At 42.7% G+C, this 24,973-nt stretch carries 21 protein-coding genes and 2 tRNA genes; 10 read left to right on the plus strand and 13 right to left on the minus strand.

Annotation, left to right across the window (positions count from 1 at the left end; genetic code table 11):
• Window positions 1-89: 89 nt before the first annotated feature.
• Window positions 90-2,108 (minus strand): oligopeptidase A, encoded by a 2,019-nt coding sequence (gene prlC, locus C505_RS0105235; RefSeq protein WP_018691543.1) that lies wholly within the window; start codon window positions 2,106-2,108, stop codon window positions 90-92.
• A 155-nt stretch (window positions 2,109-2,263) separates the two neighbouring features.
• Here prlC and coaD point away from each other — a divergent pair, with 155 nt between their 5' ends.
• A complete protein-coding gene (gene coaD / locus C505_RS0105240) occupies window positions 2,264-2,743 on the plus strand; it encodes a pantetheine-phosphate adenylyltransferase (protein ID WP_018691544.1) in 480 nt (159 codons plus the stop codon).
• Here coaD and C505_RS0105245 read toward each other — a convergent pair.
• The 7 genes from C505_RS0105245 to orn form a co-directional block, all read right to left on the minus strand.
• A complete protein-coding gene (locus C505_RS0105245; protein ID WP_169337005.1) occupies window positions 2,740-3,399 on the minus strand; it encodes a substrate-binding periplasmic protein in 660 nt (219 codons plus the stop codon). The two genes, coaD and C505_RS0105245, sit on opposite strands and share 4 nt — an antisense overlap.
• A 120-nt stretch (window positions 3,400-3,519) precedes the next feature.
• Entirely contained in the window at window positions 3,520-4,320 is an 801-nt protein-coding gene (gene amrB, locus C505_RS0105250; RefSeq protein WP_157368819.1) for an AmmeMemoRadiSam system protein B, read from the minus strand.
• 39 nt (window positions 4,321-4,359) lie between these two features.
• Window positions 4,360-6,579: a putative bifunctional diguanylate cyclase/phosphodiesterase gene (locus C505_RS23490; RefSeq protein WP_018691547.1), complete on the minus strand. Its 2,220-nt coding sequence runs from the start codon at window positions 6,577-6,579 to the stop codon at window positions 4,360-4,362.
• Between the two features lie 153 nt (window positions 6,580-6,732).
• Entirely contained in the window at window positions 6,733-7,230 is a 498-nt protein-coding gene (locus tag C505_RS0105260) for a DUF4442 domain-containing protein (protein ID WP_026317764.1), read from the minus strand.
• Window positions 7,231-7,383: 153 nt separating this feature from the next.
• Window positions 7,384-7,459 (minus strand) — tRNA-Gly (locus C505_RS0105265).
• Window positions 7,460-7,490: 31 nt separating this feature from the next.
• Window positions 7,491-7,566 (minus strand) — tRNA-Gly (locus tag C505_RS0105270).
• Window positions 7,567-7,686: 120 nt separating this feature from the next.
• Complete coding sequence (orn, locus tag C505_RS0105275) at window positions 7,687-8,238, minus strand: oligoribonuclease (RefSeq protein ID WP_018691548.1); 552 nt, start codon at window positions 8,236-8,238, stop codon at window positions 7,687-7,689.
• 124 nt (window positions 8,239-8,362) lie between these two features.
• Here orn and rsgA point away from each other — a divergent pair, with 124 nt between their 5' ends.
• The 5 genes from rsgA to C505_RS0105300 all read left to right on the plus strand — a co-directional run bounded on the left by rsgA (window position 8,363) and on the right by C505_RS0105300 (window position 15,020).
• Complete coding sequence (gene rsgA / locus C505_RS0105280; protein WP_018691549.1) at window positions 8,363-9,415, plus strand: small ribosomal subunit biogenesis GTPase RsgA; 1,053 nt, start codon at window positions 8,363-8,365, stop codon at window positions 9,413-9,415.
• Window positions 9,416-9,426: 11 nt separating this feature from the next.
• Window positions 9,427-10,302, plus strand: a complete 876-nt coding sequence (gene asd / locus C505_RS0105285) for an archaetidylserine decarboxylase (protein ID WP_018691550.1) — start codon at window positions 9,427-9,429, stop codon at window positions 10,300-10,302.
• Between the two features lie 16 nt (window positions 10,303-10,318).
• Window positions 10,319-11,182 (plus strand): DMT family transporter, encoded by an 864-nt coding sequence (locus C505_RS0105290; RefSeq protein ID WP_018691551.1) that lies wholly within the window; start codon window positions 10,319-10,321, stop codon window positions 11,180-11,182.
• A 2-nt stretch (window positions 11,183-11,184) separates the two neighbouring features.
• Window positions 11,185-11,871, plus strand: coding sequence for a glycerophosphodiester phosphodiesterase (locus tag C505_RS0105295; protein WP_018691552.1), 687 nt, complete (start codon window positions 11,185-11,187; stop codon window positions 11,869-11,871).
• A gap of 89 nt (window positions 11,872-11,960) precedes the next feature.
• On the plus strand, window positions 11,961-15,020 hold the full coding sequence (locus tag C505_RS0105300) for a GGDEF domain-containing phosphodiesterase (RefSeq protein WP_157368821.1): 3,060 nt from the start codon (window positions 11,961-11,963) through the stop codon (window positions 15,018-15,020).
• A 6-nt stretch (window positions 15,021-15,026) separates the two neighbouring features.
• On the opposite strand, the gene gpsA is transcribed toward C505_RS0105300, so the two are convergent.
• The 4 genes from gpsA to C505_RS0105320 form a co-directional block, all read right to left on the minus strand.
• Window positions 15,027-16,022 carry an NAD(P)H-dependent glycerol-3-phosphate dehydrogenase gene (gene gpsA, locus C505_RS0105305; protein ID WP_018691554.1) on the minus strand — a complete coding sequence of 332 codons (996 nt, stop codon included), beginning with the start codon at window positions 16,020-16,022 and terminating at the stop codon, window positions 15,027-15,029.
• 40 nt (window positions 16,023-16,062) lie between these two features.
• On the minus strand, window positions 16,063-16,545 hold the full coding sequence (gene secB / locus C505_RS0105310; RefSeq protein WP_018691555.1) for a protein-export chaperone SecB: 483 nt from the start codon (window positions 16,543-16,545) through the stop codon (window positions 16,063-16,065).
• Between the two features lie 62 nt (window positions 16,546-16,607).
• Complete coding sequence (grxC, locus tag C505_RS0105315) at window positions 16,608-16,865, minus strand: glutaredoxin 3 (RefSeq protein ID WP_018691556.1); 258 nt, start codon at window positions 16,863-16,865, stop codon at window positions 16,608-16,610.
• A 10-nt stretch (window positions 16,866-16,875) separates the two neighbouring features.
• Window positions 16,876-17,304: a rhodanese-like domain-containing protein gene (locus C505_RS0105320; RefSeq protein WP_018691557.1), complete on the minus strand. Its 429-nt coding sequence runs from the start codon at window positions 17,302-17,304 to the stop codon at window positions 16,876-16,878.
• A 272-nt stretch (window positions 17,305-17,576) separates the two neighbouring features.
• Here C505_RS0105320 and gpmM point away from each other — a divergent pair, with 272 nt between their 5' ends.
• Together gpmM and C505_RS0105330 are read left to right on the plus strand one after the other, a co-directional pair.
• Window positions 17,577-19,124: a 2,3-bisphosphoglycerate-independent phosphoglycerate mutase gene (gpmM, locus tag C505_RS0105325; RefSeq protein WP_018691558.1), complete on the plus strand. Its 1,548-nt coding sequence runs from the start codon at window positions 17,577-17,579 to the stop codon at window positions 19,122-19,124.
• A 45-nt stretch (window positions 19,125-19,169) separates the two neighbouring features.
• On the plus strand, window positions 19,170-20,351 hold the full coding sequence (locus C505_RS0105330) for a murein hydrolase activator EnvC family protein (RefSeq protein WP_018691559.1): 1,182 nt from the start codon (window positions 19,170-19,172) through the stop codon (window positions 20,349-20,351).
• Window positions 20,352-20,661: 310 nt separating this feature from the next.
• Here C505_RS0105330 and C505_RS0105340 read toward each other — a convergent pair whose 3' ends face one another.
• Window positions 20,662-23,202: a penicillin-binding protein 1A gene (locus tag C505_RS0105340; RefSeq protein WP_040439346.1), complete on the minus strand. Its 2,541-nt coding sequence runs from the start codon at window positions 23,200-23,202 to the stop codon at window positions 20,662-20,664.
• Window positions 23,203-23,334: 132 nt separating this feature from the next.
• Here C505_RS0105340 and C505_RS0105345 point away from each other — a divergent pair, with 132 nt between their 5' ends.
• Complete coding sequence (locus C505_RS0105345) at window positions 23,335-24,417, plus strand: pilus assembly protein PilM (protein ID WP_040439451.1); 1,083 nt, start codon at window positions 23,335-23,337, stop codon at window positions 24,415-24,417.
• Window positions 24,405-24,971: a PilN domain-containing protein gene (locus C505_RS0105350; RefSeq protein ID WP_018691562.1), complete on the plus strand. Its 567-nt coding sequence runs from the start codon at window positions 24,405-24,407 to the stop codon at window positions 24,969-24,971. The genes C505_RS0105345 and C505_RS0105350 overlap by 13 nt, the downstream gene beginning before the upstream one ends.
• Window positions 24,972-24,973: the final 2 nt, after the last annotated feature.

The raw sequence follows: 24,973 nt of genomic DNA on the forward strand, positions 1-24,973 counted from the left end.
GTAAGCAATATCAGAGTATGCGCAGCATATAAAACAAGTATAGACCAGCGAAGGGGATCGCTGGTCAAGAGAAAGGGGGTTACTGAGGTTTAAGCAATCCCAGAATGGCGAAGGAGGGCATCAATTTCTGGCTCTCGACCACGGAAGGCTTTAAAGAGATCCATAGGCTCCTGACTGCCGCCTTTTTCTAAGATATTTTGCAAGAATGAGCGGCCAGTTTCTTGATTGAATATCCCTTCGTCTTCAAAGCGGGCGTACGCATCACTCGATAAAACTTCAGCCCATTTGTAGCTGTAGTAGCCAGCAGCATAGCCACCTGCAAAAATATGTGAGAAACCATGTTGGAATCGGTTAAATGCTGGTGGAATGATGACAGAAACTGATTCTCGAACTTGATCAAGAATATGTTGGATCCTGCCACCTGATGCTGGATCGTATTCATGGTGCATACGGAAATCAAAGAGTGCGAATTCTAACTGCCTAACCATAAACATGGCTGATTGGAAATTCTTGGCAGCAAGCAGTTTATCCAACATATCTTTTGGCAGGGGGTCTCCAGATTCATAATGACCCGAAATAAACGCGAGGGCTTCTTCTTCCCAGCACCAATTCTCTAAAAATTGGCTCGGCAATTCGACAGCATCCCATGCGACACCATTGATGCCTGATACAGATGGTACAGTCATTTGGGTCAGCATATGGTGGATCCCATGACCAAACTCATGGAAGAGCGTCACAACTTCGTCATGAGTGAATAGGGCAGGCTTATCCCCAATCGGTTTATTAAAGTTGCATGTGAGATAGGCAACTGGATGTTGTAGGTCGCCTTCTTGATTGATTCGGCGAACATGACATTCATCCATCCAAGCGCCACCACGCTTATGTTCACGAGCAAATAAATCCAAATAGAAGCTACCACGGTGGTTACCCTGTGCATCGGTAATATTAAAATAACGTACATCTGGGTGCCAGGTATCTACACCAGTTTGTTCAGAAATCTTTAATCCAAACAAACGATTCATGACTTCAAATAGACCAGAGACGACTCGTCTTTCGGGGAAGTAAGGACGGAGCTCTTCGTCAGAAATTGCGTATTTTTCCTGCTTCAATTTTTCGCTGTAATATGCGATATCCCAGGCTTGCAAATCCGTCATTTGGTAGTTGTCAGTTGTAAATTGCTGCAATTCAGCGAGTTCTTTTTCAGCTTGTTTTTTAGAGCGTTTTGCTAAGTTTTCAAGAAACTCTAGGACCTGCTTCGGCGATTCAGCCATTTTTGTTGCAAGCGATTTATCAGCATAAGAAGAGAAGCCGAGTAACTGTGCCAGTTCATGGCGCAATGCTAAAATTTCTTCCATGTAATTTGAATTATCAAACTCGCCTGCATTTGGTCCCTGATCGGAAGCTTTTGTTGTAAATGCTTCGTACATTTCTTTACGAAGTTCGCGGTTATCCGCATAAGTCATCACAGGCAAGTAACTTGGAAACTCTAAGGTAAAGACCCAGCCATCAAGCGACTTTTGCTCTGCTGTATGTTTTGCGGCTGCAATTGCAGACTCTGGCAAGCCACTGAGTTGTGATTCATCTTGAATGTGTTTGTGCCAAGCGAGCGTTGCATCTAAGACGTTATTAGAAAACTTCGAGCTTAGCTCAGACAAACGTGCAACAATCTCGCCATATCGCTTCTGCTGCGTTTCTGGTAGTGCAATCCCTGAGAGTTGGAAATCTCTGAGTTGGTCAGTGATCGTCTTCTGTTGCTCTTTGGAGAGCGACTTGAAGTCATCCTGTTCAGAAAGCGATTGGTAAATATCGTAGAGTCCTTTGTGTTGCCCGATAAACGTGCTGTACTCCGAAAGAAGCGGTAAACAGGACTCATAAGCGTTACGAAGCTCCGGTGAATTGACCACACTGTTCATATGAGAAACTGGGGACCAGAGGCGAGAAAAGGCATCATCAGCTTCATCCATTGGGACAATCTTATTCTGCCAGGAAATTGGGGCAGGATCGCAGAGCACATTATCAATTGTTTTTTTACAGTGTGCGATCGCTTGTTCGATGTTGCTTTTGATCTCGTCAGTTTTGATTTGTGAAAATTGAGGCAGTTTTGTCATGGGCCCTTGATTCCTCCTTCGAAGTCTTTGTGTTTATGTGAGGGTGATCCTCTCAAGTTTCAACTGATATGCAGCACTTTGATTGATTTGAAAACATGATAGACTTTGGGACAACGTATGACGAGGAATAACTCCTCTTGATTAGTGAATAAAAAATGAAACGAATTGCATTGTATCCTGGAACATTTGACCCAATCACAAAAGGGCATATCGATTTAGTGGAAAGAGCGGGGAAGCTATTTGATGAAGTGATCCTGGCGATTGCAGCAAATCCGACGAAGCAACCCTTATTTTCGCTGGATGAACGCGTTGATCTATGTGAAAAAGCGTTAACCCACATTCCAAATGTGAGCGTTATTGGGTTTTCGGGATTACTGGCGCAGTTCGCAAAAGATAAAGGTGCCAATATTCTGATCCGCGGTTTAAGAGCAGTCTCTGATTTTGAATATGAATTTCAATTAGCAAATATGAATCGTCGATTGAATCCAGATTTAGAAAGTGTGTTCTTGACGCCAGCAGAGGAATACTCATTCATTTCTTCAACCTTGGTCAAAGAAGTCGCATTGCATGGTGGGAATGTGACGGAATTTGTTTCACCTCTGATCCATGAGGCACTAAAGAAAAAGCTTGCTTAGCGAAACCGACTGAGTATTTTATCATACTCACCTTTCTTTTTGACGCGCTCAAGCGCGTCACGAAAACTATCAACAACAATTTTTGATGTTTTTGGTCCAAATGCGATATACAAATCACCTTTTGAGAATCCATCTAAATGATAGACTTTGCGAACCATATCTTTTGAGTAGCCTTTACTGCGGAGCATATGATATCCCGCAAGCTCTGAATTAGGCCAAAGGTCAACGCGCTTTTTCATCATCATCTCCATTGCATGTTCGTTGGAGGAAAGTTTTCGCATTTTTTGAAAGCCTTCTGATGTTAAAAACTGTTCCAAGGCATCTCTGAGAACCGTCGCGATCGTAAATTTCTTCGCATCATCTAATGAGTCAATACGTATATCATTTCTATCTTTTAACGCAAAAATATAAAAATTAATTGGCGCGATGACACCAACCCACTGAAAAAGACGTTCACGTTGTGGGAAACGGCTAATGGAGAATATCATGACATTTTCCTGTGCCCGAGCCATTTCATAAGCGCGTGCCCACGGGTAAATATTCATGGGCGCCTGTATCCCTACTTCTGCTAACACAGCACGGACCATATCAGCGCTAACGCCCTCAACACGCCCATCTTTCAAGTAGTTATATGGAGGATACTCTTCCGTTACCATTTGAAATTCTTTGGCGGAAGCAGGACAAGTAAGCATACAGAGGCAAGCAAGCAGCAACAGAAATTTACACTTCATTTCATAGAGGTCTTGATGATTTTTCATAAAAATATAGTGCTAAATTTATTCATCCGCTGACTTCTTGGGTGGATTAAAAGCGAAAACGACCGAAGAGGCGGTTTCGATAGAGACACCATTACATGCCAGAAAATTTGGTCGCCAGCCACAGAGCTCGCTCCAAGAAATCATTGCATTCAACAAAGAACCGCCACAGACCCCTTGCCGATTTAAGATGGGTTGTTGCGTTAAAATATCATTCGTGATGGATTCGATTGGCGCCATATCGGTGTCTTTATCAAAACAGCCGCTCAGTTCAGCACTAAATACAAATAGAACGGACTGTTGCTCAGGGATCATGCGGAACATTGCAAGCATATCTCTCACACTGACTTTACCGACCGCAATGGGAATAATCGAAAAGGACTTGAGGCAAGTTTGTAAAAAAGGCAATTGAAGCTCAATTGAGTGTTCCATCACATGCGGTAAGTCATTTGTGACAACGATAGCACTGTTGAGTAAACGTTGACGTAGAGGTTTATCAATCGGAATTTCACCCAATGGTGTTTCGAGAGCATCGTGACTGGATACTGCACAACCGACGAGTGGGTAATGATGTGCAGGTGCAAGTATAATTACTTTTGTGATGGTTTCTTTGTGTCTCTTCAATAATTTATACCCTTGTGCAGCGAGAGCGCCCTCTGTGGTAATACTGCGGTGAGGCACAAGGAGTGCTTTTGGCAAAGACATGGAGATTGCTTTGCCTTTGACTAACTCATCCATGTGTTTTTTGAGTTCCTTCTTTGATTCAGGGTAATAAATACCTGCCACAGCTGGAGGTCTGACTTTCATACAAACTTTGATCACTCACATCACCTGTCATATCTGACGTTACTTCTTGATGCGCTACTGCGAAGAGTCTTCCTCCGAAAAACCGGATTGATGTGCCCGCAAGAACGCGACGAACTCCTCTGGCGGTAAAGCTTTCTCAAATAGAAATCCTTGAGCATGGTCGCACTGCCAAGTCTGCAACCATGATAAATGTTCCTGATACTCGACTCCTTCTGCAATGACCTCAATTCCGAGGATATGTGATAACTGGATCAATGATTCAACTAAGGCGCGGTCTTGTTGTATCTCAGCCATGTCACGAATAAATGACTGATCAATTTTGACGTAATCGACCGGCTGACGACGAAGGTAATTCAGCGCGGAATAACCTGTACCAAAGTCATCAATAGCGAATCGGATCCCGTTTTCTTTGAGTAATTCAATACAGGCATCTTGGTGGGAGCCAGTTTCCATGAAGAGCGATTCAGTGATCTCAAACACTAAATGCGAGGTTGGAACTTGATAGGCCGTCATCATATCCAACCAACGTTTCGCTTGTTCCACGGAATTAAATTCAACAACGGAACGGTTGACTGAAATGGTCAACTCAAAGCCCAGTTCTTTAAAGTGGATAAAGTCCTTACAAACACGTTCCAGACACCAGTGGCCTAATTGACGGATACAACCTGTGCTTTCAGCAACTGGAATAAACTCAGCAGGCGAGACCATCCCACGTTGCGGGTGATACCAGCGTACCAAGGCTTCACATTTGGTAAATTTATTTTTCTTAATATCCAGAATCGGTTGATACATCATGATAAATTGCTCTTCTGGGATCCCGGTGAGAATTTCATGATGAATACGGACATAGAGATCAGCTTCTGAACGCATATTTGTGTTGAAAAACTGAATCGTATTTCGCCCAGCTTTTTTGGCTGCAATCATTGCTCGATCAGCATGCTGAAGAATAGAGATATTGTTATCTCCGTCATCGGGGAAGATTGCGATACCTATACTGGCGCTACTCACAAGATCATGTTCCCCGATCTTGATAGGTTTTGACAGTGATTCAATCAGCCGCTCCGCAACCAATTCTATTTGTACAGCAGCGGTAGAGTCTTTGATGACAGCAGCAAATTCATCAGCACTTAAGCGTGCGATTAAATCATTGCCACGAAATTCGCGACGTAAAGTAATCGCAACGTGTTTCAATAGCTCATCACCGACTTCATGACCACAGCTTTCATTAATCTTCTTGAAGTTATCTAGGTCGATAATCATCAGGACAAGCTGTTTATCAAAGCGCTTTGCTTCGGCAATCATATTATGAAGTCGCTGATTAAAGAGGTAACGATTGGATAGCCCAGTTAGATTATCAAATGCAGCTTGATGCTCCACTTTTCTCTGTGCTGCATCTCGGTGTACTTGCTGTATCATGCCGTAAAATACAGTCGTACCAACCAATATTGAAGCACCTATGCCAATGACGATGATAAAAAAAGATATTCTAGAGGCATATGACTGCGCATCATCATGCAAGCCAATTTGCCATTTGCCAATGGACAGATGAATGTATTCTGTTTTGGTTGAGGCTTGATGAAAAATAGATTGATCGCCAAGCTGAACACCACTTTGTTGTTGGTCAATTTCAATGGAGCGAATTGCAACCTGAGTACCTTCTGGCAGGTTATGAATACCCGCTTCATGGAACAGGGATCGATAATCGATTACCGCTGATATGACACCCCATAATTCATTGGTCCTCAGATTGGTCACTGGAACTCGAGTGATGAAAGCTTCACCACCCTGAATGAGTTGAACAGGTCCTTCCATGATTATCTTGCCTGTTTCAATGGCACGGATCACGGATTGATTTTGTTTCGGGTGCTCAAGATAATTCAAGCCAATGGCGAGCGTGTTCCCTTCCATTGGATAAACCATTTGAATGATTAAATCAGGGGCAAGCCCAATATGGCGAACATGGAGCCCTTGAGACATGAGTGCGATAGCCAGATGTTCGAAGCGAGCCTGTGAAATACCAGAATTGGCAGCGATATCTGCGCGAAGGCCATAGAGAATGGCAATATTCCGCTCAACTAAACCAGCAACTTTTGTGGATAGGGCATCGAGTCTGTTTTCAACTTCTAGCCCATAAATGACGCGTTCATGTTTGTCCTGCTCGAAATAAAGTCCAAATGTGAATAACAGGACAAATGCACTCGAAATAAATGCGTATAGAGCGGGTCGCCGCCATTGCTGAGTTTTATGCAGCTCTGTCGGATACGGAAACTTCAATACCTATACACCCAAAATATGCCAGAAACTTAATGATAAAGTATAGTTGAGCTGGGTTTAAATCGAACGACTTAGCTTGAAGTTTCCGCACCAACGGCGCAATTGAAAAATTTTTTACAAGGCTTTCAATCATCTACTGAAAGCCAAGAGAGCTTAAGATTTACGTTTTTTAGGGATCCAAGCCCATTCCATCGTGATTTCGACAGGTTGAATATCTGCCTCATCCGTGACTGTGACCCGTACAGAGATATCTCCTTTTTCCTGTGATGTGACTTGCTCAATTTGCTCTGGTGTTAATTGAGCCTGTGCTGTTAAGTTTCCACTAGAACGCTTCACATAGTTAATATGCATGGTTTTCAATAGTGGGATTTTATCGTCTGGTACGTGGTAGCCGAATGCGATACCACTCGCTGACTCTGCAAGTAAAGCCGTTGCTGCGGCATGAACAGAACCAATATGATTTTGTACCCGCTTTTTATTGTTGAGTTGGAGGTGACAACCATCATTGGAAAGGGACATGACGCGGATCCCAGCTGTACCTGCAAACTTAACCTGGCGATTGAAGAGCTGGCTCAAAAGAAAAGATTGCCACTTTTGTGGAAGTCGGCTGATAAAACTTGTTGCTTTGGCTAAGCGATTTTTTTGGCTCATAATACAGGTCCGATGAGTGAAGGTGAAGCAAGCATGCCGTGACAGAACTTTTTTTTCAAGAAGGAATTCATTCATCAGATGAAAGGAAAGCATACAAAGATTGAAATCAATGAGAAGATTCGTTTTAAGAAAGTGATTTGAGTGATGAATCTTTGGAGCGGGAAACGAGACTCGAACTCGCGACCCCAACCTTGGCAAGGTTGTGCTCTACCAACTGAGCTATTCCCGCATCGATAAGAATGATTGTACGGCTTGACGTTTGGAGCGGGAAACGAGACTCGAACTCGCGACCCCAACCTTGGCAAGGTTGTGCTCTACCAACTGAGCTATTCCCGCATCAACTGTACTGAGGTATGAATACACAGCTGTGCAAACACACACCGCCTTCCATAGGAAACTATCGAAAGCGGAGCGCATTCTACAAAATTGAGAGATGATTGCAAGCGATTTATGTAATTATTTTGGTAAATCGAAAAATAAATCGTGGTACATCTGCAGCTCTTGGATAGACTCGCGGATATCCTCTAATGCGAGGTGAGTTCCTTTTTTCTTGAAATTCTGGAGCAATTCAGGACGCCAACGTCTTGCTAACTCCTTAATCGTACTGACATCAAGATTACGGTAATGGAAATACGACTCCAACTCTTCCATGTGAAGATGTAAGAAGCGTCTGTCCTGACAAATACTGTTACCGCACATCGGAGATTTACCGGGAGAAATATACTGCTTCAGAAAGCTGATTGTTTCGTCTATTGCATATTGCTCATCGACTTTACTCTGTCGACAACGGTCTGTGAGGCCGCTCTTTCCATGCTGTTTGACGCACCACTCATCCATGTTATCCAATACTTCATCAGTTTGGTGGATGGCAATGACAGGTCCTTCAGCAAGAATGTTGAGTTCGCTATCTGTTACAATGGTCGCTATTTCAAGAATTTTATCATGACGTGGCTCTAGGCCAGTCATTTCAAGATCGATCCAGACAAGGTTATTATCGCTAAATGACATACAGTCTACGCCTTAGGTGGAAATCCCTTTTATCATTTGACTTAATTTGATATATCATATTACGCCAGAACCTTGAATGAAACCGCTTTATCCGTTACCAATATAATTTAGTTATAGAGCAAATGTGGCAAAACGAAAGAAACTAACCAAAACCCAGACCCGTCGAATACAGGCAAATCTGCAAAAATGTCTCGAAAATAGAAAACCAAAAGGCTTCATTGATGACTTATCGAACGAGCAATTTGGGCCGCAAGAACCCGGTGTTGTGATCAGCAGATTTGGCCAACATGCAGATATTCAGGGAGAAAATGGCGATATTGTTCGTTGTAACATTCGACGAGCAATCGACAACTTGGTCTGTGGTGATCATGTTGAATGGCGTCGCGCAAAAAATTTGGAATCTGAAAATGATATTGCAGGTGTTGTTGTTGCCGTTCATGAACGACAAAGTGTACTGATCCGACCAGATGCTTATGATGGGATCAAGCCAGTAGCAGCCAATATTGATCAATTATGGGTAGTATCGGCCATTTTACCTGCACTGACGCCATCCATTATCGATCGCTATATCGTCGCGGCTGAAGAAATGGGGATGCAGCCCATCCTTGTTCTGAATAAGATTGACCTGATCACACCGGATATGAAAGATATTGTCGATGAAACAATGGATGCTTATCGAGAGCTTGGCTATGAGGTTGTCTATATTTCGACGAAAACACAGGAAGGTATGGAGAATGTTACCTCAAAGTTGAAAGACAAAGTGAATTTATTTGTTGGTCAGTCTGGTGTCGGTAAATCTTCTTTGGTCAATGCAATTTATCCTGAGTCGAATATCCTGACACAAATTGTTTCCGAAAACAGTGGCCTGGGACAACACACAACGACGGTTGCACGATTACATCAATTACCGCAGGGGGGGCAACTGATCGACTCTCCTGGTGTGCGAGAGTTTTCACTTTGGCACTTGTCTCAGGATCAGATTCTAAATGGCTTTATTGAGTTTCGTGACTTGATTGGTTGTTGTCGCTTTCGTGACTGTCAACACAAAAACGATCCGGGCTGTGCGTTGATCGAAGCGGTGGACGCTGGAAAAATCAGCGAAGCACGATTTGATAGCTATCAACGGATTATCGAAAGCTTGGCGAATAAGCCCACAGGGCGAAAATTTGAGAAATAAGAGATAACACAGTGAATTTAGACAAATTTAAAATTGGTTTGCAATATGCTTTGCCTAAACATAGCCTCTCTCGTCTTGTTGGTGCTTTTGCGGGTGCGAAAGCAGGGCCCGTCACTACTGGTGTGATCAAAGCATTTATCAAAGCTTACGGGATCAACATGGAGGAAGCGAAATACTCGCAAGCTTCTCACTATCAAACCTTCAATGAGTTTTTTACCCGTCAGCTAAAAGATGGTGTTCGTCCAATTGATATGACACAAAACCATATCGTTCACCCTGTAGATGGCACTGTAAGCCAGTTGGGTGATATTGTTGATGAGCAGTTGATTCAGGCCAAGGGGCATGAATTTAGTCTTGTAGAGTTGCTTGGGGGAAGCGAAGAGCGCGCTCAAGACTTTCAGGCGGGTAAATTTGCGACAATTTATCTCGCACCAAAAGACTACCACCGAATCCATATGCCATTGGATGGAACGCTGCGTGAGATGGTGTATATTCCAGGGGATCTATTTTCTGTGAATCCGCTTACCGCAGAGAACGTGCCGAATCTTTTTGCACGAAACGAACGTGTTGTAGCGATTTTTGATTCTGAAATCGGTCCCTTCGCCATGGTATTAGTAGGTGCAACGATAGTTGCAAGTATTGAAACGGTTTGGGCAGGCACAGTAACACCACCGACTGGGCCACAAATATGTGACTGGTCGTACCCGACAGAAGGTGACAAAGCGATTCATCTGAAGAAAGGCGAGGAGATGGGACGGTTTAAACTCGGTTCCACTGTGATCCTTTGTTTTCCATCAGAAACTTTAGCGTTCCTACCTGAAAATCAATCCGGTACTGTGACAAGAATGGGTGAACACTTTGCCACATTGTCTGAGACGGACGATTGATGTTTGTGGTAACTGAATGATTGATAAGCATAAAAGCATTTTATCTCTCCATGCGTCTGTACTGTTGTTTAGCGGTACAGCGCTGTTTTCTAAGCTGATCCCACTTCCAGCCTGGGATATAACCTGTTTCCGTGCCTTTGTCGCTGCATTGGCTCTATTTTCATTTCTTATATTGGCTAAACAGCGGATCCGGTTGCATCGTATTCAGGACTATTTTATTGCGATTCTTCTCGGCTTATTGGTTGGTTTTCATTGGGTAACCTATTTCCAGGGAATGCAATTATCAACAGTTGCGATTGGGATCATTGCCTTTTTTAGCTATCCAGTGATCACGATATTACTGGAACCGCTGTTTTCAAAGCAATTGCCAAAATTCACTGACTTATTTGCAGGTTTGATTGTATTTTTTGGCATCTATTTGATGATGCCGGAGTTTAGTATCGACAATCATACGACACAGGGAATTCTTATCAGCATTCTCTCTGCGCTGCTTTTTACGCTGAGAAATATTCTGCATAAACACAAATTTTCCCAATATAGCGGCCAGCATGCGATGCTTTACCAGACAATTGTTGCCAGTGCAGTACTTGTGATTGGGTTGGAGACCTCACCAACTGAGCTGACGATGGATTCAATTCTATTATTATTATTGGTTGGTACAGTCTTCACCGCTTTGCCCCATGCGATGTTTGCAGGCGTTTTCCGCCACCTAAAAGTCAAAACAGTGAGTCTAATTTCCTGTATGCAACCTTTATATGCGACGATTCTAGCTATACTACTTCTTCAAGAAATCCCTGATTGGAAAACGGTTCTTGGTGGCATCCTCGTTGTTACGACAGCGATTATTGAGACTCGTTTGGCGACAAAACAGAGTAACTAAATATGTTGGTGATAGCTCATCGCGGTGATAGTGCTCACTTTCCGGAAAATACTTGCTTATCTTTTTGCAGTGCATTGGACAAGGGCGTTGAAGGAATTGAACTTGATGTGCAGCAAGTCGGCGATGTGCTGTATGTTTTTCATGATCGAGATCTGATGAGATTAACGGGGAATACCGGAACGCTCGCAACATGCGATAATCCATCGCAACTACGGGTCGATGGACAGAAAATTCCAACATTGGCTGAAGTATTATCACAAATTCATGGTCAGTGTTTATTGAATGTTGAAATCAAGAATGAGGTGGCTGTGACGCATTTCGTTACATTATTACGGGATGCCTGTTTAAATTTGGGTTTCAACGCCAGTCAGATCCATATTTCTTCTTTCCACCATCGCGTGCTCAAAGATGTCCATGAGGAAGCACCAGAGTTTCCAATTGGTGTTCTTTTCGAAGGTATCCCGCTAAATTTTGATCAGATATATAAAACTTTTCAACCCTATTCCATTAATTTTGCAGTTGATTATGTGACAAAATCCCTAGTTGATGAAGTACATCAACTCGGATCGAAAGTATTTGTCTATACGGTGGATAGCGCTGAGGACATTGAGCACCTCATGGAGATTGGTGTCGATGGTATTTTTTCCAATGATCCAAGCCGTGCAAAGCAACAGATTGAAAATCTTTAAACTAATTGATGCCAGTCAGTATGGATAGCTGGAAAATTACCCATTTCATGACTAAGATTGAAGCAGCTCAAACATAAAGGAACAAGGACGTGTTCAGAACGTTTCTTTACTTCTTTTTATCAATAAGCAGCTTTTTTTCATACGGTCGCGTACATTTTTCTGTACCGCTTCCTCATGATATTCAACCCATTGAAAATCAAATGATTCAGGACCAACAGGGATTCCCATGGATCTTATCTAAGGAAAGTGCTTTGCGATTTGATGGCCAACAATGGAAGAAGCTCCGTCAATTTGCTGTCAATGATTCTTTCAATCAATCTTTTAAAACATTTTATTATTACCAGCCAGACCAAATTTGGCTATTAGGAGAAGAATATCTCGAATACTATTCAATGAGGACGAATCGCTTTACAAAAGTATTACGGTTTCATCCACATGCCAATGCGAGCCAGTTTGCGATTTTACCCAATGACCACCTTGTGGTCTTATTTGAGGATCAACTGAAATATTATGATGCAAATGGACGTGTCCTTCAGAGTACAAGGCTAAATAAACAATTTTTTCCAATGAACCCTGTTGTTTCAGAAAATCAATTGGTCTGGTTTTTTGATCAAAATGGAATGGTTTTTCATTACAATCCACTTAAGAATGTGTTGCAGCGCCATCCAATTATTGATGCAAAAATAATTTTTCTTCAACCCACACAGCAGCATATTTGGGCCCTTTCAGAACAGGGGGCATGGTATAAAATCAGCCTGATCGATTTTTCGATTCAATTTGTCAAAAAATATCCTTATCCGACCCATGCTCGATCAAAGCAAGGTATTGATGGTTCTATATGGTTAGTGAATTCGAGCTTGGTGCAACATATTTACCCTGATACACAACTTCATCGTCAAATTTTTCTTAACAATAATCTGAACTCTATCGATGCAATTGTACCGAATCGTGAAGGGGGGATTTGGTTACTGAGTCAGTCAAATCTGAGTTTTGTTCATGATCAGCCAAATATTGCAGATTACTATCTGACAAAACCAAGGATTTCATCATTAAAAATACTGATGAAGGGGGATAAAAGTGAGCAGTATTTATTTAGTGAGCGTTATAACTTTTTTAAACAAATTCAACAGGCGCATATTGAGATATCAAGATTTAAACCTGCTTCAGCACGTTATCGTTTCTTGTTTTCTCCCGATATGAAGGATTGGCTTTTGGAAGGGGAAAGACCAATATCCTATCAATTTTACAATATTGCTCCGAAATCAGAACTCATCATACAGCAACAGGATGTGAATCAGCATTGGCAAAATATTTCTCGAATACAACTGAATCACATGGTATCTGGGCGAACTTTCGACTTTTCAGTACAAAAAATATTGGCACTTCTTGCCGCATTGAGCTTAATCGGTATGGTAGCGATGGTTTTTTGGCTTCGGCTCCGACAGAAACAAGCGGATGATCTTTTGCACTCATTGCTTGAGAATACGCATGAGGGTGTTTGGATTGCCAATCAAGATTTTGAGATTTCATATATTAATCAGGCATTTTCTGAGATCACAGGCTTTACTCTTGATGAAATGTGCGGTTCTCCAATGACATTATTCAGTCATGGAGGGGATCATCGTCGACTGGGTTATCTCATCGAGCAAGAGGTAAATGCATATGGTTTTTGGTCTGGTGAGGTTTGGTCTCGCCGCAAAAATGGCGATGATTTTTCGATGGATTTGTCCATTACCCGGGTTGATCAGGAAAGCACTGGTTATCGCCAGGTCCATTTCATTGGTATGTTCACCGATATCACTTTTCGGATGCAGAACGAACGAGAACTTAGAAAGCTGGCAACACGTGATTCCCTGACGAAACTACCGAATAGAACACTGTTCTTTGAGCACTTAGATAAAGCGATTTACTCTGCTTCGGAGCAATTTCCATCATTTATCGTCATGATTGTTGATATTGATAAGTTTCACAAAATTAATGATACGCTTGGATTAAAAAGTGGTGATGAGTTACTCATGCAGGTGGCACAAATTTTGGAACAAAATTTGGAGCGAGGACACATTCTTTCTCGCCTGGGAGGGGATGAATTTGCCATCATGATCCCTCCTTATCTACTTGGAGAGGCTCCGGATCTTCACGCAGAACATGTTGCAACAAGATTGAGTAATTGTTTTCGTGAGCCAATTATGATTGATGGTGTGCCAATCACAGCTACAACCTCAATTGGGATCTCATTATTTCCGATGCATGGGATGGATGCGAAGCACTTAATGCGATCTGCGGATGCAGCACTGACGCATGCGAAACAAGCAGGAAAAAACGGCTTTTGTATATTTAATCGAGAGATTGATGTCTCAACTCCAGAACAACTTCGCATTGAGTCTGAGATGTGGCAGTCTTTAAAGAGCAAAGGGTTTACGGTCTTTTACCAACCAAAAATTTCTTCTGAGAGTGGAAAAGTTGTTGGGACGGAAGCTTTAGTGAGATGGTTTCGTGATGGAGACCCAATTGGTCCTGGCGAATTTATCCCGATTGCTGAAGAAAATGGCATGATCATTCCACTGACAATGTACATTCTGGAACATTGTTGTCAGCAAGTGAAACAGTGGCAGGACCAGGGGATGCTTCGTGGGAAAGTGGCGATTAATATTTCTTCACTTCATTTCCAAAAAGACTCAATGGCTCAAGAAGTTTTTTCTCTTGTCTCGAAATATGGTGTTTCACCTGCTCAATTTGAGCTGGAAATTACAGAAACAGCGATGATGCAAGCCCCTGATTTTGCCTTACAACAAATGAGACGATTGAAAGATTATGGTTTTTCAATTGCATTGGATGACTTTGGAACTGGGCATTCATCACTGAGCTACTTAAAACGCTTTCCGATTGATAAGTTGAAAATTGATCGGTCCTTCATCTGTCACCTGGATACAGAAGAGCAAGACAGAAATATCACAGCAACCATTATTCGGCTAGCAAAATATTTGAATATGCATGTTGTTGCAGAAGGGGTTGAGTCAGCAGAGCAGGTGAAATTTCTCAGTGTGATGGGGTGTGATGAGCTTCAAGGATATTACTTTAGCAAACCGCTCCCCCCAGAAGAACTGATTCTGTGCTTAAAGGAGGAGAAGTTGCCAACCGCTCTCATCTAGTTATCCCTAACTATCGTGTTCTGCACGTTGCTCACGACCTAACAGATCCATGGCTGCTTGCTGGACATCTTTCCCTTCGTATAGGACTTGATACACCTGTTCACAGATGGGCATCTCAACACCGATACGCTTAGCGAGTATATGCACCTCTTTGGCATTTCGATATCCTTCTACAACTTGACCAATCTTCTGCATCGCATTGTCAGTTGACTCACCTTGACCAAGGGCAAGACCAAAGCGCCGATTGCGAGATTGATTGTCAGTACAGGTTAGAACGAGATCACCCAAACCAGCCATACCCATAAAGGTTTCTGGTTGCCCACCGAGTGTGGTGCCTAGTCTCGTGAGTTCAACGAGACCACGTGTAATCAACGCCGTGCGTGCATTGGCTCCGAAACCGATCCCGTCAGCCATCCCTGCACCAATTGCGATCACATTCTTGACTGCACCGCCCAGTTGCATTCCAATAAAATCTGGATTCGTATAAACACGAAATGAACGTCCACAATGGAGCCACCTTGCAATATCTTGATTGAGTTGGTCATTTGTCGAAGAAACAGAAATCGCTGTTGGTAAGCCTGCAGCCATCTCTTTTGCAAAGGTTGGTCCGGACAACACCGCAAGTGAGATTTTACTGCCAAGTATATCCCTGGCTACATCTTGAAGTAATCGGCCTGTGTCTGGCTCTAATCCTTTTGTGGCCCAAGCAATCCGAGCATTTGGTTTTAGCCAAGGCTGAATGTGTTGCAGTGTCTCACCAAATGCATGGCTAGGGACGACAACCAAGATTGTTTCACTGGATTTAACGGCTTTTTCTAAATCACTTTCTAAATGTAGTGAATCTGGAAAAGTGACCCCAGGTAGATAGCGCTCGTTGGTACGCGTTTGTTGCATTTGTTCGAAATGTGCTTTATTTCTGCCCCAAAGTGAGATTGTGTGCCCATTTCTGGCAAGGCATAAAGCAAGGGCGGTCCCATAAGAGCCCGCCCCTAAAACTGACATCACTGATTTTGTCACGTGATACCCTTTTTGATATTTGGAATTATGCGTCTAATTTTTCAGCAGCTTGTTGCTGGTTTTGCTGAAGGTATTGTGCATAAAGCGCATCAAAGTTCACTGGCGCAAGGTTGAGCGCAGGGAATGTACCGCGGTTCACGATGTTAGAAATCGCTTCTCTTGCATATGGGAATAAGATATTCGGGCAGAAAGATCCCATCATGTGAGACATCTGGTCTTCAGGCATGTTCATGATCGTGAAGATACCTGCTTGCTGAACTTCACAAAGGAATGCTGTTTCTTCTTCAACTTTCGTTGTAACCGTGATGGAAAGGATCACTTCATAAACACCTTCTTCAAGCTCAGAAGAACGCGTATCCAAATCTAGTTTGACATCTGGTTGCCATTCTTTTTTGAAGATTTCTGGTGCTTTAGGAGATTCGAATGACATATCCTTTACATAGATGCGTTGGATTGCAAATTGTGGTGCATTCTCTTCATTTACAGTATTTTCGTTTTGCTCAGCCATAGCGACTTCCTTAGTTCTATATTCTTAATTATTTCAATTGATCATTTGATTTCAATTGATCACTAATTCTCGAGTAAAGCATCGAGACGGTCAGCATGTTCAAGTGCCATCATGTCATCACAACCGCCAATATGCTGGTCATTAATGAAAATCTGTGGCACGGTGTAGCCACCGTTTGCTCTTTTAATCATTTCATCACGTCGCTGCGGCTCATTCTGAATGTTAATTTCCGTGTATTTCACAGATTTTTTATCCAGTAATGCCTTTGCTCTAACGCAATATGGACAATAAGTTTTCGTATAAATAATCACTTCAGCCACGGGATACCCCTTACTTCTTCGTGACGGGAAGGTTTGCATTGGTCCATGCATTCATGCCGCCAGATAGAATATGGACTTTCTCAAATCCAGCTTTGACCATTTTTCCAGCAGCTTGAGATGCGGAGACACCTGCTGCACAGATTACAATAATGGGGGCTTGTTTTTTGGATTCAAGCTTCCCAAAATCATTTTTCATAATCTTTTCTAATGAGACGTGCTCAGCATTCGCGATATGTGACTTTTGGTAATCTTTGTCGGGGCGGATATCGACCAGAATGGCATCTTCGCGGTTCACCATCAAGGAAAGCTCTTGAGGATTTACACCTTTAACGGGAGACATCGCACTTTTGACATAAGAATAGACGAGCGCAAGAAATAGCCCAACCCACGCTGTTGTGAGAAAGGGATGGCGCCCGAGAAACTCAATAAACTGCTCCATAAGGATCAATAACTCTTTTTATGTAAGATGATTTTGATAGAGGCAGAAGTATACACAGATTATGATAAGTTGCCAGCCGAAAGGGGCCGAAAATTAGACCAAATCGCATGGAAATGATGGGAATCAATTGTCTATCTGACCCTATTCAATCTCAATGAATTGGGATAAAATGCATTCACATTCTTCAGGCCGACAGGCTTTATTTCCCCCAAACTAGACCCCACATCCATAAGGCTAGTTTTAGTTGTTTCGAAATTTTAAAGGGAGCACATATGTCATTCGAGAAGAAACCGCTTGTCCTCATCATCATGGATGGTTGGGGATACAACGAGTCTCCAGAAAATAATGCTGTTTATCATGCAAATACACCCGTATTGGATGAACTTTGGCAAAACTGCCCGAAGACGTTGATTTCTGGTTCTGGGCTCGATGTCGGTTTACCGGATGAGCAAATGGGTAACTCTGAAGTCGGTCATATTAACCTAGGTTCTGGGCGAATTGTTTATCAAGATTTTACTCGGATCACAAAAGCGATTCGTGATGGTGACTTTTTTGAGAATTTAACCCTCATTTCTGCGATTGAAAAAGCCGCCTCTAATGGCAAAGCTGTTCATCTGATGGGGCTATTATCCCCAGGTGGTGTGCATAGCCATGAAGATCACTTCCATGCAGCTATTGATCTCGCAATTGAAAAAGGGGCTGAGAAAATCTATGTTCATGGTTTTCTTGATGGGCGTGATACACCACCACGAAGTGCTGAAGATGCCATCGCAAAAATCCAAACAAAACTGACCACAGATGGCAAAGGACGGGTTGCATCTATCATCGGGCGGTACTATGCGATGGATAGAGATAATCGTTGGGATCGTGTGGAACTTGCTTATCAATTATTGACACAGGGTAAGGCTGAATTCCAATTCACGGATCCAGTTGAAGCACTTCATAGCGCCTATGAAAGGGATGAGAATGATGAATTCGTCAAGGCGTCAGTGATCTTAGGTGAAGATGGTCAGTCTGCGACATTTGAAGATGGTGATACGGTTATTTTCATGAACTTCCGTGCAGATCGTGCCCGACAGCTATCTAGAAGCTTTACTGAGAGTGACTTTTCTAGTTTTGAGAGGACAATTCAGCCGAAGCTTTCAGAGTTTGTGATGTTGACTGAGTATGCAGCAGATATTCAAGCGCCTTGCGCATATCCACCTGAAAAACTCAGTAACGTTTTTGGGGAATGGATGGAAAAACATCAGAAAACGCAGCTGCGTATTTCAGAAACAGAAAAATACGCCCATGTGACGTTTTTCTTTAATGGTGGCCGAGAAGAGCCATTCAAAGGAGAATCTCGTGAGCTGATCCCTTCACCAAAAGTGGCGACGTATGATTTACAACCAGAGATGAATTCTGAGCTGATGACAGATAAACTTATCAGTTCGATTCTTAGCCAGCAATATGATGTCATTATTTGTAATTACCCAAATGGGGATATGGTTGGACATACTGGAAAGTTTGATGCAGCAGTTAAAGCCTGCGAAGCAGTCGATCAGAGCATAGGGCGTGTCCTGAAGTCCTTGAAAGAAGTGGGTGGCGAATGTCTGATTACCGCGGACCATGGTAATGCGGAACAGATGGTCAATAAGCAATCCGGTCAGGCCCATACCGCACACACAAGCAATCTTGTTCCATTTATTTATGTCGGTCGTCTTGCAACCCCGATGTTGGAAGGTGGCAAATTGAGTGATGTTGCACCAACGATGTTGCACTTGATGGGGATGGCTATCCCTGAGGAAATGACCGGCAAGACACTGATGACGTTGAAGTAAGCTAGGTTCTACATTTTCAATTCAAAATAATAATAAGGAGCAGAAGTGCCATATCGCGTCAGTATTTTTCAAAGCAAGCCTATCAATTCATTGACGGCCATCTGTCGCGTATGGCTTTTCAGCGCCTTAGTTGCTTTTCCTGCATTTGCTGAAACCGTGAAGGAAAAAGAAAAAACAGCCACTCAAATTGATGAAATCACGGACGAAATCAAGAAAAAAAGACTCCAAATCCAACATCACCAATCGAAACTCGATACGATCCAGCAAGATCTCAAGCAAGCAGAGAGTATTATTTCGCAGGTCGCAAAAAAGTTAAATGATACAGAAATGGATATTCAGGACTTAGATAAACAACTTAAGCAATTCCAAAAAGAAATCCGAGGCTTGAATCGTGAAAAACGAAAACACCAACAAGCGTTAAAAGGACTTATTTCCAGTGCTTATGTCAACGGCGATCATGACTATACTAAGTTACTACTCAATCAAGAAGAGCCCGGTAAGTTTGAGCGGGTGCTTGTTTACTATCAATACCTAAACAAAGCCAGATCAAGACAATTGCAACAATTGAGTCATGTCATCGATCAGATTTCGCAAACTGAAGAAAAAACTCAGGTTGCGAAATCGGATAGAATGGCACTCAAGCGTGAGCAGCTTGCGCAACAAGCAACCCTTGAGCAAGAGCAAAGAAAACGTCATGAAGTTGTCAGGAACTTAGAGCAAAACTTAAAAAATGATAAGCGCTCACTTTCGACGTTGCAGGTAAACCGAGAACAACTCACTGCAACCTTACAACAACTTCTCCAAGAGCAGGAAGCGAAAGAAATCCAGTTGAATGGCCTCAATGGAAAACGCGGAAAATTATTGTGGCCTACCAAGGGAAAACTACGCAATGCTTTTGGACAACCCCGGTTAGGCCGCTTACGTTGGAAAGGGGTGGTGATTAACAGCAGGCCAGGTAAAACCGTGAAGACAATCCATCAAGGCGTCGTTCTATTTGCTGATTGGATGAAAGGTTTTGGCTGGGTTCTGATCGTTGATCACGGCCAAGGTTATATGAGCTTATATGGACATAACCAAACATTACTGAAAAAAGTAGGTGAAAAGGTTGAAGCGGGCGAACCAATCGCGTTAGTCGGGCAAAGTGGTGGTCAGTTGGAAAGTGGCCTTTATTTTGAAATCCGTCATAAAGGCCAAGCGCTCGATCCAGTCAGTTGGTGTAATAGCTAAGTTATTTCTTTTTCAGTTTGTTGCCGGTGCTGCTGCAATTGAGCGAGCAGCACACTGAGCAGGTAAATAAGAGAACATCCAGTAATCAAATGCCATTCCATCTTGTAAGATATTCCCTTGACTTGTTTTATTCAGCGGTTAGTAAATTAAAACTTTGACAATTCAATATGAAAGCGGTTGCCTCGAAACTTTATGTTGTCGCAGCCAGGTTTGCAATCTGGCTGATTTTTCTACAAGAGTGGTCGCGATGTATATGCATCGTCCTAAAATATAACATCTCAATTGTTTATCCATTCAAACCATGCCTTGATTACTGAAATAAATCTTCCATTGTTTCATCACTTTCTTCAAGATCGAAATTAATATTTTCTGATTTTTCCTCCGCAAACTCAGTGGGCTCAGTGCCAACCTTAAAATACTCAAAACGTGTTGTATCATCTGACTTGCGGCTTAATAGGCCTGTCCCCTGATCGACTCGGATTGTGACAATATCTTCAGGCATGGATACTGGGGTAGATGGCAGGTTTTTTAGTGCTTCACGGTTATATCTGATCCAGCCTGGTAATGCAGCAATTGCACCTGCTTCACGTCCAAAGACTTGGCCTTTTTCAGCACCACGAATACGACTTGTCATGCCTAGCGATCGAGATGGATTATCAAAACCAACCCACACAGTTGTTAATAAATCATGATTAAAACCAGTAAACCATGTGTCCTTCATATCATTTGTAGTACCTGTTTTCCCTGATAGATCATTTCTTTTTAGTGAACGAGCACGCCAAGCTGTACCATTCCAACCTGTTTTCAGCCGCCAGCTACCGCCTCCAGACACAGAGCTGGTCATAGCATTTGCAACTAAGAAAGCATTTTGTTTGCTGATAATCCGTTTGGCTTCGGGGCGGAAAACAATCGCATCGTCCCGGTCTTCGTTGGAATAACGCTCATCAAGACAGAAAGAGCAGGCAATGTCAGGGTTTGCCTCATAAATAATATTCCCGTCGCTATCTTCAACACGTTCAATGAGGAAAGGACTCACTAAATAACCACCATTGGCAAATGCGCTCATACTTGTTGCAACTTCCAATGGTGTGAATGAGGATGAACCGAGCGCAATGGTTTCATTCTGTGGAATATCTGATGGGTCGAAGCCAAAATCAACCAGCCGTTCAATCACAGTATCCAGTCCGATTGCGCGGAGTAGCCTTACTGAGACAACGTTCTTTGATTTTGCCAAAGCAACACGCACACGAGTAGGTCCATCGTAAACTGGAGGGGAGTTTTTCGGACGCCACGCGGTTCCTTGTGTTCTATCCCATTTGGTAATCGGCGCATCATTGACAAGTGATGCCAATGTAAAACCATGATCAAGCGCAGCCGAATAAATGTATGGTTTAATATTCGAACCAATTTGCCGTTTGGCTTGTGTCGCTCGATTAAACTGGCTTTGATAGAAACTATACCCCCCAACTGCTGAGCGGATCGCACCAGTTTGCGGGTCTAAAGCAATGAGTGCTGAAGAAGCATCAGGATATTGTGAGAGACGCCATTCCTTATCGTTATTTTGTCGAACAAGAATAATATCACCTAATGCTAAGATTTCATGACTGGATTTCGGTGCTTTTCCTTGACGGTTGTCGTCAATAAATGGCCTAGCCCATCGCATCCCTTCCCAATGGAGGATATGATGGCTCCCATCTTTCAAACGGATAACAGCAGACTGCTCCTCGAGTTCCGTCACAACTGCATAGAAAAGACCGTCAGCGCGAGCAGGATACTTCTGAAAGCTTTCTTTGATGGCCTCATCATCCAATCTATCAGCTAATCGTATCGTTTCTACAGAGTCATTCTCAGGCGCTTCTGGAAGACTTGTCTTAGCCTCTAGAATATTGGCAAGTGCACCTCGGTAGCCATGTCTTTCATCGTATGCATGTAAATTTTCTCTAAGTGCTTGAATTGCCTGTTCCTGTAGCACCCAAGGTGTTGTTGTATAGACTTTATAACCATTGGTATAGATATCGTCTCCAAACATCTCTAGCATCTTGCTGTGGGCCATCTCGGCAATATACGGAGCTGGTGCTGTGATATTTGCCCCATGATATCGAGCTGTAACAGGCTGCTCATTGGCTTCTCGATATTCATTCTGAGAAATATAACCCACAGTCAGCATTCGACCGAGCACCACAGAACGGCGCTTTCTAGCACGCTCAGGGTGTCGAATCGGATTGAGTGAGGATGGCGCTTTAGGAAGACCTGCAATCATTGCAAGCTGAGCAAGGTTTAACTGACTGATATCTTTACCATAATAGACTTGAGCTGCAGCGCCGACTCCGAAGGCTCGATTTCCCAATTCGATTTTGTTTAGATATAACGCAAGAATTTCATCCTTTGTGAGGAGTTTTTCAATATGTAGCGCAATGAAAATCTCTTTAATTTTACGAGAATACTTCTTTTCTCGGGTGAGGAAAAAATTTCTAGCAAGCTGCATCGTAATGGTTGAAGCGCCTTGCTTTTTCTTTCCTGTGACAATCAGAGAAACGGCTGCACGCACGACTCCGATGGCATCGACACCCGGATGTTCATAGAATCTCGCATCTTCCGTTGCCAAAATAGCCTGCTTTAGTTGCTCAGGAATTTCGTCAATCGAAAGCGGAATTCTGCGTTTTTCACCAAATTGAGAGATTAATTGGCCATCTTGGCTAAAAATTCGCATTGGTGTTTGTAATTTTACATCTTTTAACGTCTCAACACTGGGTAGCTCTGAACGGACTGAAAAATAGATTGCTGCCACACTCAACGCGAAAACTAAAAAAGATACTATAATGAAAAAGAATATTTTTTTTAACCAGGCCACGGATGAATCCTAACTTTTTACTCCCAATTATTTTACAAGACTGTTAGTATAAATCTAAAGTATGCTTGTTATACTATACGGCAAATAAAAATATATTTTAACCTTGGTAAGATAGAAACAGTGGCACAGGCGATGAATGTTAAGGAATTGTTTGGCAAAAAAAGTACCATGATGCTTGGAATCGACATTGGCTCTCACGCCATAAAGGCAGTCCAGCTCAGTGGTAGCGGGTCTAAATATCGGTTGGATGCATTCGCTATCGAACCCTTACCCAAAGGTGCGATGAATGACCGGGAAATTCAAGATATTGAAGCAGTTGGTCGGGCTATCCAGAAGATACGAAGAAAGTTCAGTCGAAAGATTACGCAAGCAGCAGCTGCGGTGTCTGGATCGAGCGTGATCACCAAAATTGTATTCATGGATGCAGGCATGCGTGAAGACGAAATGGAATCACAAATTGAAATCGAAGCAGATAGCTTGATTCCATATCCTCTCAATGAAATAAGTCTAGATTTTGAGCCATTGGGGCCAAATCCAGCCGATCCGAGTAAAATAAACGTCTTATTGAGTGCTGCTCGCACTGAAACCGTTCAAACGAAAGTGGATGCTCTGGCTGGTGCACAACTAGAAGCCAAGGTGATCGATGTTGAAGGGTACGCTTTAGCTCGTGGTGCTGAATTTTGTATGTCCCAGCTTCCTTCTGACGCATCAGAAAAAAATATAGCTTTGATTGATGTCGGTGCCAACATGATGCTGTTTTCCATCATGCAAGGCGGGGAAGTGATTTATACGCGAGATCAGATTTTTGGTGGTGATCAGTATACAAAATCCATTGCTTCGTACTATAACCAACCCTATGAGGATGCGGAAGTTGCGAAGTTAAGTGGTAACTTGCCTCCTAATTATGAAATGGAAGTTCTTGCACCATTTCAAACGGCTTTGGTGCAACAGATTCGACGGGCAATTCAGATGTTTATTACATCAAGTGGTCACGAGCAGGTTGATTATTTGATGATTTCAGGGGGCACGAGTTGTATTGCTGGACTTGACAAATTGTTAGTCGAAGAGCTAGGGATTCATACAATTGTTGCAAATCCATTTGTAGAAATGGGCGCTGCTTCATCGGTGAAGAAAGAAGAGCTGGCTTTAAAAGCATCCAACCTTGTTGTTGCAACTGGTTTAGCGTTAAGGAGCTTTAGTTCATGGCATATATAAACCTACTCCCCTGGCGGGAAGTGGCTCGACAGGAGGAAAAGCAAAAGTTCCTCGTCATCGTAGGTGCAATAGTCACTGTTTGTGCTGTTATCATGTTAGGGATAAACCAATTTTACGTGATAAAAGCTGATGGTCAGCAAAAAAGAAATAGCTTTTTGAACCAGGAAATTTCAGTTTTGAAGCAGCAGATTGCCGAAATTGAAAAGCTGAAGAAAATGAAACAGGATCTGCAAAAACGAATCAATTTGATTGAACAGTTACAGGCTAGCCGAAATCTTGGTACGTTAATCATGGATGAAGTCGCACAAGTTGTTCCAGCGGGTGTTTACCTGACAACATTGGAAAAGAAAGGGGTTGGGATAAGTATTGTTGGTAAGAGTGAATCCAATAACCGATTGGCAAATATGATGCGGGAAGTTGAAGAATCTGAGTTACTTGCAGAAGCGGTTATTTCTGAGATTGTCACTGGTAAGCAAAAGCTCCGTCTACTCAGTGACTTTAAAATGAGTATGAAAATCAAAGGATATGATGCAGTACAAGGGGGAGAGAAATAGCA

This window comes from Algicola sagamiensis DSM 14643 (genome assembly GCF_000374485.1).
Taxonomy (GTDB): domain Bacteria; phylum Pseudomonadota; class Gammaproteobacteria; order Enterobacterales; family Alteromonadaceae; genus Algicola; species Algicola sagamiensis.